Source organism: Pseudoalteromonas sp. Ps84H-4, assembly GCF_024124645.1.
Lineage (GTDB): Bacteria > Pseudomonadota > Gammaproteobacteria > Enterobacterales > Alteromonadaceae > Pseudoalteromonas > Pseudoalteromonas lipolytica_C.
Genome location: NZ_JAMXSK010000003.1, coordinates 161,038 through 175,760, shown reverse-complemented (window position 1 = coordinate 175,760; position 14,723 = coordinate 161,038). Strand labels below are relative to the sequence as shown.

Genomic DNA, 14,723 nt, shown 5'->3' with positions numbered 1-14,723 from the left:
GCAGAAATTAATTGTTGTAAAAACAAGGTGGTTAATCACTTAACCACCTTACATATTCAAGCTTTAAACAGCGCGGTTTAAAAGCATTGATTTGATTTGTCCAATTGCTTTAGTCGGATTAAGACCTTTAGGACACACGCTAACACAGTTCATAATACTGTGACAACGGAACACGCTGAACGCATCGTCAAGATCTGCAAGACGCTCTTCAGTCGCTGTATCGCGGCTATCAGCCAAGAAACGATACGCATGAAGAAGACCCGCAGGACCGATGAACTTGTCTGGATTCCACCAGAACGAAGGACACGATGTAGAACAACATGCACATAAAATACACTCATATAAGCCATCTAACTTATCACGTTCTTCGATAGATTGAAGACGCTCACCCGCCGCTGGCGTGTCATTAATTAGATAAGGCTTAACTTTTTCGTATTGAGTGTAGAACTGACTCATGTCAATAACAAGGTCACGTACCACAGGTAAACCAGGTAATGGACGAATTACGATTTTACCTTTGCCACCTTTAAGTAGCGTTGATAAAGGAGTAATACATGCTAAACCGTTTTTACCATTCATGTTGATACCGTCAGAACCACACACACCTTCACGGCATGAACGACGGAATGATAATGTTGGATCTTGCTCTTTTAGTTTCATTAGAGCATCCAAAACCATCATATCTTGGCCTTCTTGCGTTTCTAGCGTGAAGTCCTGCATACGTGGTGCATTATCAACATCTGGATTGTAACGATAAACGGAAAATTGTACTTGTGCCATCGTCTCGCTCCTAGTATGTACGTGCTTTAGGTGGGAAAGCTTCACGCAGTTTCGGCGCGTAGTTTACTTCACGTTTTGTCATTTCATCTGTAACTGGGTTAAAGATAGAGTGACATAACCAGTTATCGTCATCACGATCTGGGAAGTCAAAACGAGAATGTGCACCACGGCTTTCTGTACGGAAGTTTGCAGCTACTGCAGTTGAGTAAGCTGTTTCCATTAAGTTGTCTAACTCTAGACATTCGATACGCGCAGTGTTGAACTCTGTTGACTTGTCGTCAAGACGAGCATACTGCAGACGTTCACGAATTTCTTTAAGCTCTTTAAGACCTGTAGCCATTGCATCACCTTCACGGAACACCGAGAAGTTAAGCTGCATACACATTTGTAGGTCTTTCTTGATTTGAACTGGGTCTTCACCTTGGCCAGCTTTAGAGCTTTCCCAACGGTTGAAGCGCGCAAGTGATGCTTCAAGATCTGATTCAGACGCATCTTTACCTGCTTCAACACCATTTAGGTATTTACCTAAGAAGTTACCAGCTGCACGTCCGAACACAACTAAGTCAAGAAGTGAGTTACCACCTAGGCGGTTAGCACCGTGTACAGATACACAGGCAATTTCACCCACAGCGAATAAACCTTCAACTACTTTCTCTTGACCATTTGCATCGATTTGTAATGCTTGACCATTTACGTTAGTTGGTACACCACCCATCATGTAGTGACATGTTGGAATTACTGGAATTGGTTCTTTAGCTGGGTCAACGTGTGCGAATGTTTTCGCAAGGTCACATACACCAGGAAGACGTAAATTAAGCGTCTCTTCACCTAAGTGGTCAAGTTTAAGCTTGATATGTGGACCGTAAGGACCATCGCAACCACGACCTTCACGGATCTCAGTCATCATTGAACGAGCAACAACGTCACGAGATGCTAAGTCTTTAGCATTTGGCGCGTAACGTTCCATGAAGCGTTCGCCGTCTTTGTTTAGAAGGTAACCACCTTCACCACGACAACCTTCAGTTACTAGTACACCAGCGCCTGCGATACCTGTTGGGTGGAATTGCCACATTTCCATATCTTGCAATGCAACACCAGCACGGGTTGCCATACCAACGCCGTCACCTGTATTGATGTGTGCGTTAGTTGTTGATGCGTAGATACGACCTGCACCACCTGTTGCTAAAACAACGGCTTTTGATTTGAAGTAAACAACTTGGCCTGATTCAATGTCGATTGCTGTACAACCAACAACATGACCATCGCTGTTTTTAACTAAATCTAGTGCATACCACTCTGAAAATACGTTTGTTTTGTTTTTAACGTTTTGCTGGTAAAGACAGTGTAACAGTGCGTGACCAGTACGGTCAGCTGCTGCTGCAGTACGTGCTGCTTGTTCACCACCAAAGTTTTTCGACTGACCGCCGAAAGGACGTTGATAAACACGGCCATTTTCAAAACGAGAAAATGGTAAGCCCATGTTTTCTAATTCAGTAATAGCTTCTGGGCCTGTTTTACACATATATTCGATAGCGTCTTGGTCACCGATAAAATCAGAACCTTTAACAGTATCGTACATGTGCCATTCCCAGTTATCTTCATGCGAGTTACCTAACGCAACAGTAATGCCGCCTTGTGCTGACACAGTGTGAGAACGTGTAGGGAAAACTTTAGAGATAAGTGCACAGGTTTTGCCTGATTCAGTAATAGCAAGTGCTGCGCGCATACCCGCGCCGCCTGCACCAATTACTACTGCGTCAAATTCACGAACAGAATAATTCACTTAAACACCCCATAAAACGATTAGACCAATTGCTACGTAAGCAACGGCCATAAGGTTTAATACAAAGCCTAAAACAGCACGTAATTTCGCATTTTTGACATAGTCAGTTAGAACTTGCCAAAGACCGATACGGGTGTGAACCATAATGCAAACAAGGGCAATTAGTGTAAACCCTTTCATTGCTAGATTAGAGAATAGGCCTTGCCAGGCTTCAAAAGTGACTTCTGGTGTACATAAAAAATAGCCGATAATAAAAATCGCATAAGCGCTGATTATTAATGCTGTTGTACGAAGTGATACAAAATCTTGTACACCATCACGTTTAAGAGTTGCTTGATTTAAAACCATATCCACACTCCTGCTAGAATTGCAGCTACAACACCTAAAGCCATCGCAACTTTAGCGCTGAAGTTACCTGATTCAAGTTCTTCCCAGTGACCCATATCCATAATGATGTGACGAACACCACCGATTAGGTGATATGCCAACACAGAAATGGTACCCCACGCTATGAATTTGGCAATGAATCCGCTGAACAGACCCTTGACGAATTCAAAACCTTCTGGAGAAGAAAGAGACTCAGACCAAGCCCAAATGACAAACGTTAAAGCAAAAAATAGTGCCACACCGGTGACGCGGTGAAGAATTGATGCTTTAGCCGTTGCCGGCATAGATATAGTTGTTAGATCTAGATTTACAGGTCTTTGCTTTTTCACAGTTACTTGCCCATCTTGCCCACTTAGGAGCTCATCTACTTGTTTTTCTAAACCCATCAAAATGAATTTCGATGGAACTATCTAAGTAAACCGTGTTGATACACAAAAAGTTCACACTTATGCAAAACTTAAATGTAAAAATAAAGTTTACCTACAGACAATACGGTATAAAACCTTGGATAGTATATATAGCCAAAGGTCTTTTTACAATTCTTGTTTAGTAAGAGTCGTTTGCGAATTAGCCAATGGTATAATATTTAATCCTGGCAGAATATTTATTATCCATTTATGCATAATGTTTATAAAAATTGACTTTACACCCCTCTTTCACGTTAAAATGAAAAGAATGTGCTTAAACAGATTCAGAACATAACAATCAGAGTTGTTATCTTAATAGGAGATAAATAGATGGCGGATAATAAAGCCACGGTCCATATTGATGGTCTTGATCCAATCGAACTTCCAATTTACCAAGGCACTGCTGGCCAAGACGTAATCGACGTACGTACGTTAGGTTCTCATGGCTACTTCACTTACGACCCAGGTTTCATGTCGACCGGTTCTTGTGAATCTTCAATCACTTATATCGACGGCGGTAAAGGTGTATTACTACACCGTGGTTACCCAATTGAGCAACTAGCTGATGAGTCTAACTACATCGAAGTTTGCTACTTACTGTTAAACGGCGAATTACCAACTAAAGAACAATACGATGAGTTTGCAAAAGAAATCACGCATAGCACTATGCTTGATACTAAAATCGCAAACTTCTTCCAAGGTTTCCGTTTTGATGCTCACCCTATGGCGATGCTATGTGGTGTTGTAGGTGCTTTATCTTCTTTCTATCACGAAGATTTAGACATCACTGATGCAACACAACGTAAAACTAGTGCAATCAAACTAATTGCTAAGTTACCAACAATCGCTGCTATGGCTTACAAATACAACGTAGGTCAACCGTTTGTACACCCGCGTAACGACTTAAGCTTCGCTGAAAACTTCTTACACATGATGTTCTCAGTACCTGCTGAAGAATATAAAGTTAGCCCTGTTCTTGCTAAAGCAATGGATAAAATTTTCATGCTTCACGCAGACCACGAGCAAAACGCTTCAACGTCAACTGTACGTTTAGCTGGTTCATCAGGTGCAAACCCTTACGCGTGTATCGCGGCTGGTATCGCATCTTTATGGGGTCCTGCGCACGGTGGTGCTAACGAAGCATGTCTTAACATGTTAGAAGAAATCGGTTCAGTAGACCGTATCGACGAATACGTTGCTAAAGCAAAAGATAAGTCAGATCCATTCCGTCTTATGGGCTTCGGTCACCGTGTATACAAAAACTTCGATCCACGTGCGACAGTAATGCGTCAAACATGTCACGAAGTACTAGCTGAGCTAAACATTCAAGATCCACTTCTTGATATCGCAATGAAGCTTGAGCAAATTGCACTAGAAGACCCATACTTCGTTGAGAAGAAACTTTACCCTAACGTAGACTTCTACTCAGGTATCATCTTAAAAGCTATCGGTATTCCAACAAGCATGTTCACTGTAATCTTTGCAATGTCACGTACTGTTGGTTGGATCTCTCACTGGGATGAGATGCTTTCTCAACCTGGTCACAAGATCAGCCGTCCTCGTCAGTTATACACTGGTGAAACTTCACGCGATTACGTACCAACAGACAAGCGTTAATACGAATTTGCGTTTAAAAAAGGCCGCTATGCGGCCTTTTTTGTTGCCCTGCACTTGTCTATTTGTGCAAAGTAATTAAAATCGTCGCATTCTCGTAGCTTAAGGCCTTCCATGTTCGATATTGCAAAAATACGCGCTGACTTTCCATTACTGAATGAAACGGTTAATGAGCAGCCTCTGGTGTATTTAGACTCAGCAGCGACCTCACAAAAGCCACAAGCAGTTATTGATGCCCTTGCCCGTTTTTATAGTCATGAGAATGCCAATGTGCATCGTGGCCGTCATACACTCAGTGAAAACGCGACCCGCCAATATGAACACACCAGAACGCTACTTGCAGATTATTTTTCTGTTAAAGCCAATGAGTTAGTGTGGACCAAAGGAGCGACTGAATCTATTAATTTAATCGCAAATGGTCTGGCTTCACGGCTTAAACCAGGCGATAAAATTGCTATCTCTGCGATTGAACATCACGCCAACATAGTGCCATGGCAACAACTAGCAAAGCGTACTGGTGCAGAACTGATTATTTTACCTATTGAAGATGACTTGGTCATTGATAGCGTAAGGTGCAGTGAGTTTATAAAACTGTATCAGCCTAAGATAGTTGCTGTTACTCATGCATCAAATACATTAGGTAATATCACTGATTTAGCGCCTATCATTACAGCATGTAAAGCCATTAATGCTATTTCTGTGATTGATGGTGCGCAGGCTGCGATGCATTTACGCCCTAATCTACAAGAAATTTCTTGTGACTTTTACGTATTTTCTGCCCACAAAATGCTCGGGCCTACAGGTCTGGGTGGTCTTTATGGACGTTTCGAGCTGTTAAATTCGCTCGATGTTTATCAAACCGGTGGCGAAATGATCGAAACAGTGAGCCTCACGCAAAGCACTTTTCGGGATGCACCGGGTAAATTTGAAGCAGGAACACCTAATATTGCGGGTGTAATCGCCTTTAGTGAGGCAATAAAGTATTTAACATCGTTAGATTTTCAGCAAATGCGTCAACATGAGCATACAGTTTTTGACTATGCGATAAAACAATTATCAGCTATTGATGGTATTAATATCTATTCAAACCAAATACATAACATTGGTAACATTAGTTTTAATTATCGCGATGAACATCCCTTCGATTTAGCCACTCTGCTTGATGGGTTTGGTGTGGCCGTGCGCAGTGGCCACCATTGCACACAACCTATAATGAGCCATTTGCACATTCCTGGTACAGTAAGAGCAAGCTTTGCGTTATATAACAATAAAGATGATGTAGATGCGTTTATTGATGCTCTTAAAAACAGTATTGAGTTATTAGATTAAATTTGGATAAGTTATGAATTCAACGTTTGAAGCCGTTAGTAAAAACATTGAAACAGCTGCAGGTTGGCAGCAAAAATACCGCCAGATAATGCTATTAGGTAAGCAATTACCAGTTATGCCAGAAGTGCTTAAAGTAGATGATGCCCTAGTTAAAGGCTGCGAAAGTAAAGTGTGGCTATATATCGACTTTGATCATACAGAAAATAGCCTTGTTTTAGCTGGTGATTCAGATACCCGTATCGTTAAAGGACTATTGGCTTTAATTTTAGCCTTATACAATGGTCTAACACCGGAACAAGCAGCACAAATAAATGCCTATGATGAATTTGAACGACTCGGTCTAATTAGCCATTTAAGCCCTTCTCGCGGCAATGGCATCAAAGCCATGGTTGATAAAATTCAAACCATGGCTGAGCAAAACCGCTAAATGTTATAAAGAACGCTGTTTTTTATCTAAATATTTTCTGATTGCTTTGGCTGCGACAAAAAAGCCAAAGCTTCCTGTTACCATTGTGGCTGAGCCAAAACCATTGTTACAATCCATATTCATTGAACCATCTGCGCCTTGTTTTGCTTGGCAAACTTCGCCTTCAGAGGTTGGATATACAAGCTGTTCAGTTGAATAAACACAATCTACGTTAAATTTACGCTTTGGATTGCTACTAAAGTTGTACTGTTTTCGCAAAATATACCGTACTTTTGCAAGCAAAGGATCATGGGTTGTCTTAGCTACATCACCAAAGCTAATTTGGCTCGGATCAGTTTGTCCGCCTGCGCCACCGGTTGTAATAACGGGTAATTTTACACGCTTACAATGTGCAATTAACGCTGCCTTTTCTTTCACTGCATCAATACAATCAATCACATAATCAAAGCCTTGAATATGCTCACGAATATTATCTAGCGTTATAAAGTCATCAATAACATTAATTTTGATATCTGGGTTTATCAGCTCACAACGTGTTTTCATCGCTTCAACTTTTGCTTCACCTACGGTGCCAGTCAAAGCATGGATTTGACGATTAACATTAGTTGCACAAATATCATCAAGATCTATTAAGGTTAGTTGTCCTACACCCGTGCGAGCTAGCGCTTCAGCGGCCCAACTACCTACACCACCAATACCAATGACACAAAAATGTGCTTGTTGTAACCAATCAAATTGCTGATGACCATATAAACGTTTAATGCCACCAAAACGGATGTCTTGTGTTGTTTCTTTCATTTACCAATCCAACGTCCAAGGAGCTGTCCACTCTTTGAATTCGTCTGAGTTAAAAACTTCATTGAGATGAGCACCCAAAGTGTAATCGCATCGATACTCTTTAAGCAGCCCTTTATAGCTAAATTGTAGTGCATAAGCATGCAAATTTGTGCGCTCGTCTTTACTTCCTGCATACGTGCTATCACCAAGAATTGGCGCACCCAAGCTTTTCATCGCGACTCTTAGTTGATGTGTTTTACCCGAAAAAGGTTTTAATAGGTAGGCACGTAGCCCAGGGCGAATACTTTTTGAATAAAAGCGGGTAACAGCCGGGTTGGTTTGGCTCTTTAGCAATTTAAAAGCGCCCCGACGACTTTTTTCCATATCCCCTTTTATCCAACCTTGTTTCTTCTTTGGTTTTGCATCACTGAGTGCAAGATAAAATTTATGCACTTGATGGGCGCTGAATAGCGCAGTGAACTTTGCTGCTGCTTCTTTGTGACGGGCTAAAATAATTAAACCCGAGGTGACTTTATCAAGGCGATGTACAGGATATAGTTTTTCGTTTACAAGTTGCTCTGCAAGTACAACAAAACCAGCACACTCTTCACTATGAAAGCTTACACCTGCGGGTTTATAAAATACAAAAAAGTCATCTTCACTTGCATGAAGATGAACTGTATTTACATCGTGCATTGATTATTTACTCAGCACTGCAATGACGCGGGCTAAGTCCTCTGGCGTGTCTACACCTGCTTGTGGAGCACATAATGCCTTAGCTATTTTGATTTTATAACCATGATAAAGCACACGAAGCTGCTCTAGAGATTCAAGGACCTCTAACGGAGATTCTGGCAGCTCAATATATTGAGTAATAAACCCTGCTCGGTAAGCATAAATACCAATATGGCGGGCATAATCATCAAGATTGATTTTATCAGTTTGATTACTCATCATCGCATCACGATAATAAGGAATGGTTGCACGCGAAAAATACACTGCATTGTTGTGCGCATCGCTAACCACTTTTACACAATTAGGGTTAAAAATATCGTCGATATCATCAATACTTGTGCTCAATGTTGCCATAGGCGCATCAGAATCAGCGAGCAGTTTAGCCACTTGCGAGACATTTTCACTAGCTAATAAAGGCTCATCACCTTGCACGTTAACAACAATGGTATCACTTTCAAGTTGGAGTTGTTCAACCACTTCAGCTAAACGCTCTGTCCCTGATTGATGATCTTCACGCGTCATTAGAACATTACTTGTAAACTCACTAACAGCGTCAAATACTGCTTGATGATCGGTGGCAACATAAACGTGTGATGCGCCTGAAGCAACTGCTTTTTCATAAACATGTTGGATCATTGGCTTACCACATATATCAGCAAGTGGTTTAGCTGGTAAACGTGTCGATGCGTAACGGGCAGGAATTACAACTACGAATTCCACTTATCAACCTCTTCTTGGCTTAGTTCACGTGCTTCATTTTCTAAAAGCACTGGGATATCGTCTTTGATTGGATAAGCAAGTTTCGCTGCTGTACTAATCAGCTCTTGATTTTCTTTATCAAGACGTAATTTACCTTTACACACTGGACAGGCGATAATTTCAAGTAATTTTGTATCAAAGGCCATTGAGGATCCCTTTTTGTTTTAATAATAAATTTAGTTTTTCGATAACCGTTGTTGTCGGCTTTGCATCAACAGGCAAATAATACCAATTTGGCTTGGCAAAGCTAAAGCATTTAACTGCATCTTTTTCTGTCATAAAAACAGCGTCATCACCAAACATAGTAAAGTCACTTGCTTGATAGGCATAGTGATCGCGAAAATGATGAGTCGATAGCAAGTTAATGCCTTGCTGCTCAAGACTTATCTCAAAGCGTTTGGGGTTACCAATAGCACTGACTGCATGGCCTTTATCTTGAACTGAATTGGCGAGTGTTGAATCACTCACGGTTCGAAATGGGCTCGATGCTAAATCATAGCGGCTTTGTGCATTGCCGCCATTTTCTATGACTAAATCAACCGATTTTAAGCGCGCTTTGGTTTCACGAAGTGGACCTGCTGGCATTAATAAACCGTTACCAAACTGGCGTTCACTATCAACTATACAGCATTCTATATCTCGGGCCATTTTGTAATGTTGCATACCATCATCAGAAATGATGACATCAATATCGTGCTGTTCTAATTTTTTAATACTGGCTTGACGGTCAGGTCCAACCATAACAACACAACCTAAACGACGTCTAATAAGTACAGGTTCGTCACCCGCTTGTGTTGTAGTCGTCTCATCAGTAACTAACAATGGATACGAGTCAGACTGACCACCATAACCACGACTGATCACCGCCACTTTTAAACCTTGTTGTTGTAAGAACTCAGCAAGCCAAATTACAAATGGCGTTTTGCCGTTGCCACCCACACTTATGTTACCAACCACTATAACAGGTACATGCGCTTTAAAAGCCTTCAGAATATTAAGCTTGTATAGCAATACACGAAGCGTTGAGATTAGCCAAAAAAGCACACTCAAAGGTAATAGTAAAACACTGAGTAAACCTGGTTTTTTATACCAGCTTTTTTCAATAACACTCACTACTGCTCACCAAATTGCATTTTACAAAGAGCGGAATAGGTGCCGTCATTTTCAAGCAGCTCGCTATGCGTGCCCTTTTCGATAACCTGACCATGATCAATAACATAAATACAATCACTGTTTTCTATTGTTGATAAACGGTGTGCTATCACAATTGATGTTTTTTCTTTCATTAAGCTATCAAGTGCATGCTGGATCAGCTTTTCAGACTCAGTATCGAGAGCTGATGTCGCCTCATCGAGAATTAAAATAGGTGCATCTTTTAAAATGGCACGTGCAATCGCGATACGTTGACGCTGACCGCCAGATAACATCACGCCGTTTTCACCCACCATGGTATTTAAACCTTCTGGCAAGTCTTTAACAAATTCCCAAACATGGGCTTGTTTGGCAACCGCCATTAACTCTTCATTACTGAGTTCACGTTCAAGGCCATAGCATATGTTATTTGCAATAGTATCGTTAAATAACACCACTTGCTGTGAAACCAATGCAAATTGCTTACGAAGATCCGTTAGCTTGTAGTCAGCGATATTGACACCATCGAGTAAAATTTCACTTTCACCTTCTAGCTCATAGTAACGTGGCAATAAATTTGAAATGGTCGATTTACCTGAACCAGAGCGCCCCACTAATGCAATGCTTTCGCCGGCATTAATCGTTAGCGACAAGTTTTTCAAAACTGGTTCATCTTTAGTTGGGTATTTGAAAGTAACGTTGTTTATTTCAATGTGCCCTGTCACTTTATCAATACTATAGGTGCCAGTGTCTTTTTCTACATCTTCGTCAAGTACCAAAAAGATACTTTGTGCTGCAGAAATACCACGTTGTAAGTCACTATTTACATTTGAAAGTTGCTTAAGTGGACGTAATAACATCATCATTGATGATATTAGTAATACGAAATCACCAGAGCTGATTGTGTCTATCATTGATGGCATTGACACGACCCATAAAATCACTGCCATTGCGCTCGCTGCTAAGATCTGAATAACCGAAACACTTAACGCCTTTGTTGCATCCATTTTAATGCGTTGCTGACGATTATGGTTATTAATCGCTGAAAACTGAGCAATCTCTTGCTGCTGACCACCAAATCCGTGGATTACTTTATGCCCAGAGAGCATCTGCTCTGAACTACGAGTAACTTGCCCCATCGCTGATTGAATTTTTTTAGAGATCATCCGAAAGCGTTTCGATACGAAGGCAACAATCACTGCCACCAGTGGAATAATAACCAAGAAAATCAGCGATAACTTCCAACTTGTATAAAACATATTGAAAAGTAAAAAAACAACAAACGCCCCTTCTCTCACCACAATTAACAGCGCTTTAGTAATTGCCTGTTGTACTTGCTCTGTATCGAAAGTGATTTTAGAAATTAAATCACCATTAGAATTTTTGTCATGAAAAGACACAGGTAAATGTAATATATGTTCGAATAATTGTTGGCGAAGAGTTCTAACAACTTGGGAGCCAACATAACTCAAGCAGTAAGATGACATGTAATTAAACATGCCTCGACCAAGCACTAACGCGATAACAACGAATGGTGCATAAGTTAATACATCAGTATTACGAGCATTTAAGCCTTCATCAATAAAAGGTTTCATTAAATTGATAAACAGTGCATCCATGGCAGAATAGCCAACCATGCCAACAATGGCGAAAAACGCGATTAATTTATAATCACCCACATAACTGATTAATCGCTTATAAATTTGGGATGTAGTTTGATCCATAACACTCTCTTATTCATAGACTTCGACTATTGTAGCCTTATGGGGGTAAAAACAAAACGTCAATCTTGTTCGAACCAGTAACTTTCATGCTCGCGAGCTGATTCAACTAAAAAGGTATCGTTATAGAATTTGATTCTAATATGGCCACTGTCTGCTGTACTTAACTGTGCTATATCACGGTCTTGATAACGTTTTACAACATCAGGGTGAGGAAACTGCCACTGCCCTTGGTATGCACTTGAGTGGATAACCAGTTTAGGCCGCACCTGCTCAATAAACGCCTGACTTGACGATGTATTACTACCGTGATGAGGGCTGACGAGTACTGTCGCTTGCAGGTCTGGGAGCCTGGTAATGAGTTGTTGCTCTGCTTCAGCAGAAATATCGCCGGTCAATAACACACTATACTCACCCGACTTCACCCTCAAAATGCAAGATTGATCATTGTTATTATCACCAGGCATACTAAAGCTAGTTAAACTAACATTGCCGATTTTTAAAAGCTTTGGCTCACAACGAGCATTCACGCCATGCGGATGAAAATACTTTAACGTTGCTCCAAAGCCATTTTCATTCCAAGAGTGAAGACCTCCAATGTGGTCATTATCTTGATGACTTACTATAGTGGCAATCACCTCAAGCTCAAGCGCATTTATGTTTGCTAATAAAACTGACTGAATATAGTCATATCGACCAAAATAACGTGGCCCTAAATCATAGACCACCGCCTTATTTTCTTCGCTGAGCATCACCATTAAGCCATGACCAACGTCAAATACATCTAACTGAAAAGTGCTTTTCGGCGACAAAAGCCAATCAAAAGTTACAATCAATACAGGAATAATGGCAAATGCTCGATAAGGATAACAAAGAAACAATAACAGAGTGCTGTAAATCAAAACTAAGGTATTGAACTCAACAAATGCGAACTCAAGCCAGCGCCATTGTTTTGGGACTAACGTTATCGATTGATAAAGGTAATTTAAAACAAAATCTAAGCCATATAAAAGTAGCGATAAATCTAAAAGTAAGGATAAAAAACTGTACAAAACTAAGAATGGTAAAACAATGACACTAATTATTGGCACAGCGACTAAATTTACCAGCAAGCCAATCGTACTTACGCCATCAAAGTAAAACAGTGACAATGGCAACAGGCCTATAAATAACGCTAATTGAATTAAGCCAAGCTGTATAACACGTCTGTAGAAACCTAAGTTTTTGCCAAGAGAGCTTCGAATAACAAGAAAAATAATAGCAACAGCAATAAAACTAAAATACAAACCGGGGTTTAATAACGTAAATGGATCAATAATCAGCACTAGTGTAAGAGCATAAAGAATTGTTCGCCATCGCAATGGATTCTTATTTAAGATGTAGATAAATAGCAAACAGCCTAACATCAACAATGCGCGCACTGCTGACACGGCAAAACCACTTAGATATACATAGGTAACTGCAAAACAAAAACCTATCAGCATAAACCAACTATTAATCTGACGGGTTTGAGACACAGGTATTCGCATTATACGGGTGATATATTTACTAAAGTAAAAGCCGATTGCATATACAAGCCCGATGTGTAGTCCTGAGATTGCCAAGAGATGGCTTATACCTAATTCACGTAGTTGTTGTTTATTTTGTTGCGATATTTTGCTTTTATCGCCAGTTAGCAAAGCATAGTAAAGCCATTGTAATTGGCTGCCAGTAGTTATAGTCGATATATAATTGCGATATACCTCAGTACTAGTAGGTTTACCAGTCTGATTTTCTATCTGTATTTTAGAAACTGTGCGCCCTTTATAAAAAAGTCTTTGTCTAAACGCATGTCGTTCACGATCAAAACTATTATAATTTTTTACGCTTCTAAACGGCTTAAGCTTTATTTGCGCACTCACTTCATCACCAACCATCAGTTTTTGCGCTGTGCTAACACTAATCATTGCTAAAGGTGGTTTTAATTTAGAGAGACTGCACCCCTGTATGCTTTTCAAGCTTGCTTTAACGTAGAAAGGAGACTGGGCTGAGTGTATTGAAATCACTTGAAAATTAGCAATTACTGGTTTTTTAGGTCTTAAGTCGCATTCGATTTGAGAATAAAAGACTAAGTAATGAAAAAATACTAAAAAAATACCGCAAATAAACCCTGACAATATTGGCAAAAAAGGCTTAAAATAGGCAGCTGCTAAAATAACAGCAAAACTTATTAGATAAAACACTGCAGTGTTTGCCGTATAAAGGGTAATAAAACAACCCAATATAAAACCACTGCATAACCAAACAGATGTAAATGGTTGCTTTAAATGGCTAAGAAAACGATCCAACGGTTTTTACCTGATCACAACAAGGTAAGAGATCATAAATACTTAAGAATTTTTGGCCGTTTATTACATGATGCCAATTTATGGCATTTAAATCGCCGTTCTGCTCGAGGAGCATTTGCTGTAGGTTTATTTTTTGCTTTCATCCCTGTTCCTTTTCAAATGGTTCTAGCAGCCGCCCTGGCCATTCCATTTCGTGTAAACTTGCCTATTTCTGTTGCTACGGTGTGGATCACAAATCCACTGACAATGCCTCCTATTTTTTACTGCTCGTATATTGTTGGAACAATTGCCTTAGCGCAACCTACACAACACTTCCATTTTGAGCCTAGCTGGCAATGGTTCTTAGAAAGCTTAACAACCATTGGTCCGGCTTTCTTAGTTGGTTCATTTATTTGTGCAACAGCCGCGGCTATACTTGGCTATTTCGTAACAGATATGCTTTGGAAGCGCTCTGTAAGAAAAGCATGGTTACATCGACATCAAAAATAAAAAAATGATGATTCAGATATGAGTATAGACAAAAAACCCAGCTGTCAGCTGGGTTTT

Annotated in this window: 15 protein-coding genes; 4 read left to right on the top strand and 11 right to left on the bottom strand. The window is 40.2% G+C overall.

The window, feature by feature from the left end:
* Positions 1 to 63: 63 nt before the first annotated feature.
* From NH454_RS05475 to sdhC, 4 genes are read right to left on the bottom strand one after another with little or no spacing between them, the layout of a single operon-like run.
* Positions 64 to 780 (bottom strand): succinate dehydrogenase iron-sulfur subunit, encoded by a 717-nt coding sequence (locus NH454_RS05475; RefSeq protein WP_199526437.1) that lies wholly within the window; start codon positions 778 to 780, stop codon positions 64 to 66.
* A gap of 10 nt (positions 781 to 790) precedes the next feature.
* Entirely contained in the window at positions 791 to 2,563 is a 1,773-nt protein-coding gene (sdhA, locus tag NH454_RS05470) for a succinate dehydrogenase flavoprotein subunit (protein WP_135924757.1), read from the bottom strand.
* Positions 2,564 to 2,911, bottom strand: a complete 348-nt coding sequence (gene sdhD, locus NH454_RS05465; RefSeq protein WP_135924759.1) for a succinate dehydrogenase, hydrophobic membrane anchor protein — start codon at positions 2,909 to 2,911, stop codon at positions 2,564 to 2,566. It lies immediately after the preceding gene.
* Entirely contained in the window at positions 2,902 to 3,279 is a 378-nt protein-coding gene (gene sdhC, locus NH454_RS05460) for a succinate dehydrogenase, cytochrome b556 subunit (protein ID WP_075593614.1), read from the bottom strand. Before sdhC ends, sdhD begins: the two co-directional genes overlap by 10 nt.
* A 408-nt stretch (positions 3,280 to 3,687) precedes the next feature.
* On the opposite strand from sdhC, the gene NH454_RS05455 reads away from it, so the two are divergent.
* From NH454_RS05455 to NH454_RS05445, 3 genes are all read left to right on the top strand, one after another.
* Positions 3,688 to 4,974, top strand: a complete 1,287-nt coding sequence (locus NH454_RS05455; protein WP_135924762.1) for a citrate synthase — start codon at positions 3,688 to 3,690, stop codon at positions 4,972 to 4,974.
* Between the two features lie 111 nt (positions 4,975 to 5,085).
* The gene (locus tag NH454_RS05450; protein ID WP_235382752.1) at positions 5,086 to 6,300 is read left to right on the top strand and encodes a SufS family cysteine desulfurase; all 1,215 of its coding nucleotides are present in this window, start codon (positions 5,086 to 5,088) and stop codon (positions 6,298 to 6,300) included.
* 13 nt (positions 6,301 to 6,313) lie between these two features.
* A complete protein-coding gene (locus tag NH454_RS05445; protein ID WP_135924768.1) occupies positions 6,314 to 6,727 on the top strand; it encodes a SufE family protein in 414 nt (137 codons plus the stop codon).
* A gap of 3 nt (positions 6,728 to 6,730) precedes the next feature.
* Here NH454_RS05445 and tcdA read toward each other — a convergent pair whose 3' ends face one another.
* From tcdA to NH454_RS05410, 7 genes are read right to left on the bottom strand one after another with little or no spacing between them, the layout of a single operon-like run.
* Entirely contained in the window at positions 6,731 to 7,525 is a 795-nt protein-coding gene (gene tcdA / locus NH454_RS05440; protein WP_253038440.1) for a tRNA cyclic N6-threonylcarbamoyladenosine(37) synthase TcdA, read from the bottom strand.
* Positions 7,526 to 8,200, bottom strand: coding sequence for a TIGR01621 family pseudouridine synthase (locus NH454_RS05435; protein ID WP_253038439.1), 675 nt, complete (start codon positions 8,198 to 8,200; stop codon positions 7,526 to 7,528).
* Positions 8,201 to 8,203: 3 nt separating this feature from the next.
* Positions 8,204 to 8,959, bottom strand: coding sequence for a 3-deoxy-manno-octulosonate cytidylyltransferase (gene kdsB, locus NH454_RS05430; protein ID WP_253038438.1), 756 nt, complete (start codon positions 8,957 to 8,959; stop codon positions 8,204 to 8,206).
* Entirely contained in the window at positions 8,947 to 9,144 is a 198-nt protein-coding gene (locus NH454_RS05425) for a Trm112 family protein (RefSeq protein WP_036968654.1), read from the bottom strand. Before NH454_RS05425 ends, kdsB begins: the two co-directional genes overlap by 13 nt.
* Positions 9,134 to 10,111: a tetraacyldisaccharide 4'-kinase gene (gene lpxK / locus NH454_RS05420; RefSeq protein ID WP_253038437.1), complete on the bottom strand. Its 978-nt coding sequence runs from the start codon at positions 10,109 to 10,111 to the stop codon at positions 9,134 to 9,136. Before lpxK ends, NH454_RS05425 begins: the two co-directional genes overlap by 11 nt.
* Positions 10,111 to 11,853 (bottom strand): lipid A export permease/ATP-binding protein MsbA, encoded by a 1,743-nt coding sequence (gene msbA, locus NH454_RS05415; protein ID WP_253038435.1) that lies wholly within the window; start codon positions 11,851 to 11,853, stop codon positions 10,111 to 10,113. The genes lpxK and msbA overlap by 1 nt, the downstream gene beginning before the upstream one ends.
* Positions 11,854 to 11,912: 59 nt before the next feature.
* Positions 11,913 to 13,796 (bottom strand): DNA internalization-related competence protein ComEC/Rec2, encoded by a 1,884-nt coding sequence (locus tag NH454_RS05410; RefSeq protein ID WP_253038433.1) that lies wholly within the window; start codon positions 13,794 to 13,796, stop codon positions 11,913 to 11,915.
* Positions 13,797 to 14,156: 360 nt separating this feature from the next.
* Here NH454_RS05410 and NH454_RS05405 point away from each other — a divergent pair, with 360 nt between their 5' ends.
* Positions 14,157 to 14,666 (top strand): DUF2062 domain-containing protein, encoded by a 510-nt coding sequence (locus tag NH454_RS05405; protein WP_253038431.1) that lies wholly within the window; start codon positions 14,157 to 14,159, stop codon positions 14,664 to 14,666.
* Positions 14,667 to 14,723: the final 57 nt, after the last annotated feature.

Coding starts and splice junctions, on each gene's coding strand:
- NH454_RS05475 (WP_199526437.1), bottom strand. CDS start 780: ATGGCACAAGTACAATTTTCCGTTTATCGTTACAATCCAGATGTTGAT.
- sdhD (WP_135924759.1), bottom strand. CDS start 2,911: ATGGTTTTAAATCAAGCAACTCTTAAACGTGATGGTGTACAAGATTTT.
- NH454_RS05455 (WP_135924762.1), top strand. CDS start 3,688: ATGGCGGATAATAAAGCCACGGTCCATATTGATGGTCTTGATCCAATC.
- NH454_RS05450 (WP_235382752.1), top strand. CDS start 5,086: ATGTTCGATATTGCAAAAATACGCGCTGACTTTCCATTACTGAATGAA.
- NH454_RS05445 (WP_135924768.1), top strand. CDS start 6,314: ATGAATTCAACGTTTGAAGCCGTTAGTAAAAACATTGAAACAGCTGCA.
- tcdA (WP_253038440.1), bottom strand. CDS start 7,525: ATGAAAGAAACAACACAAGACATCCGTTTTGGTGGCATTAAACGTTTA.
- NH454_RS05435 (WP_253038439.1), bottom strand. CDS start 8,200: ATGCACGATGTAAATACAGTTCATCTTCATGCAAGTGAAGATGACTTT.
- NH454_RS05425 (WP_036968654.1), bottom strand. CDS start 9,144: ATGGCCTTTGATACAAAATTACTTGAAATTATCGCCTGTCCAGTGTGT.
- msbA (WP_253038435.1), bottom strand. CDS start 11,853: ATGGATCAAACTACATCCCAAATTTATAAGCGATTAATCAGTTATGTG.
- NH454_RS05410 (WP_253038433.1), bottom strand. CDS start 13,796: ATGATTAGTGTTAGCACAGCGCAAAAACTGATGGTTGGTGATGAAGTG.
- NH454_RS05405 (WP_253038431.1), top strand. CDS start 14,157: ATGGCTAAGAAAACGATCCAACGGTTTTTACCTGATCACAACAAGGTA.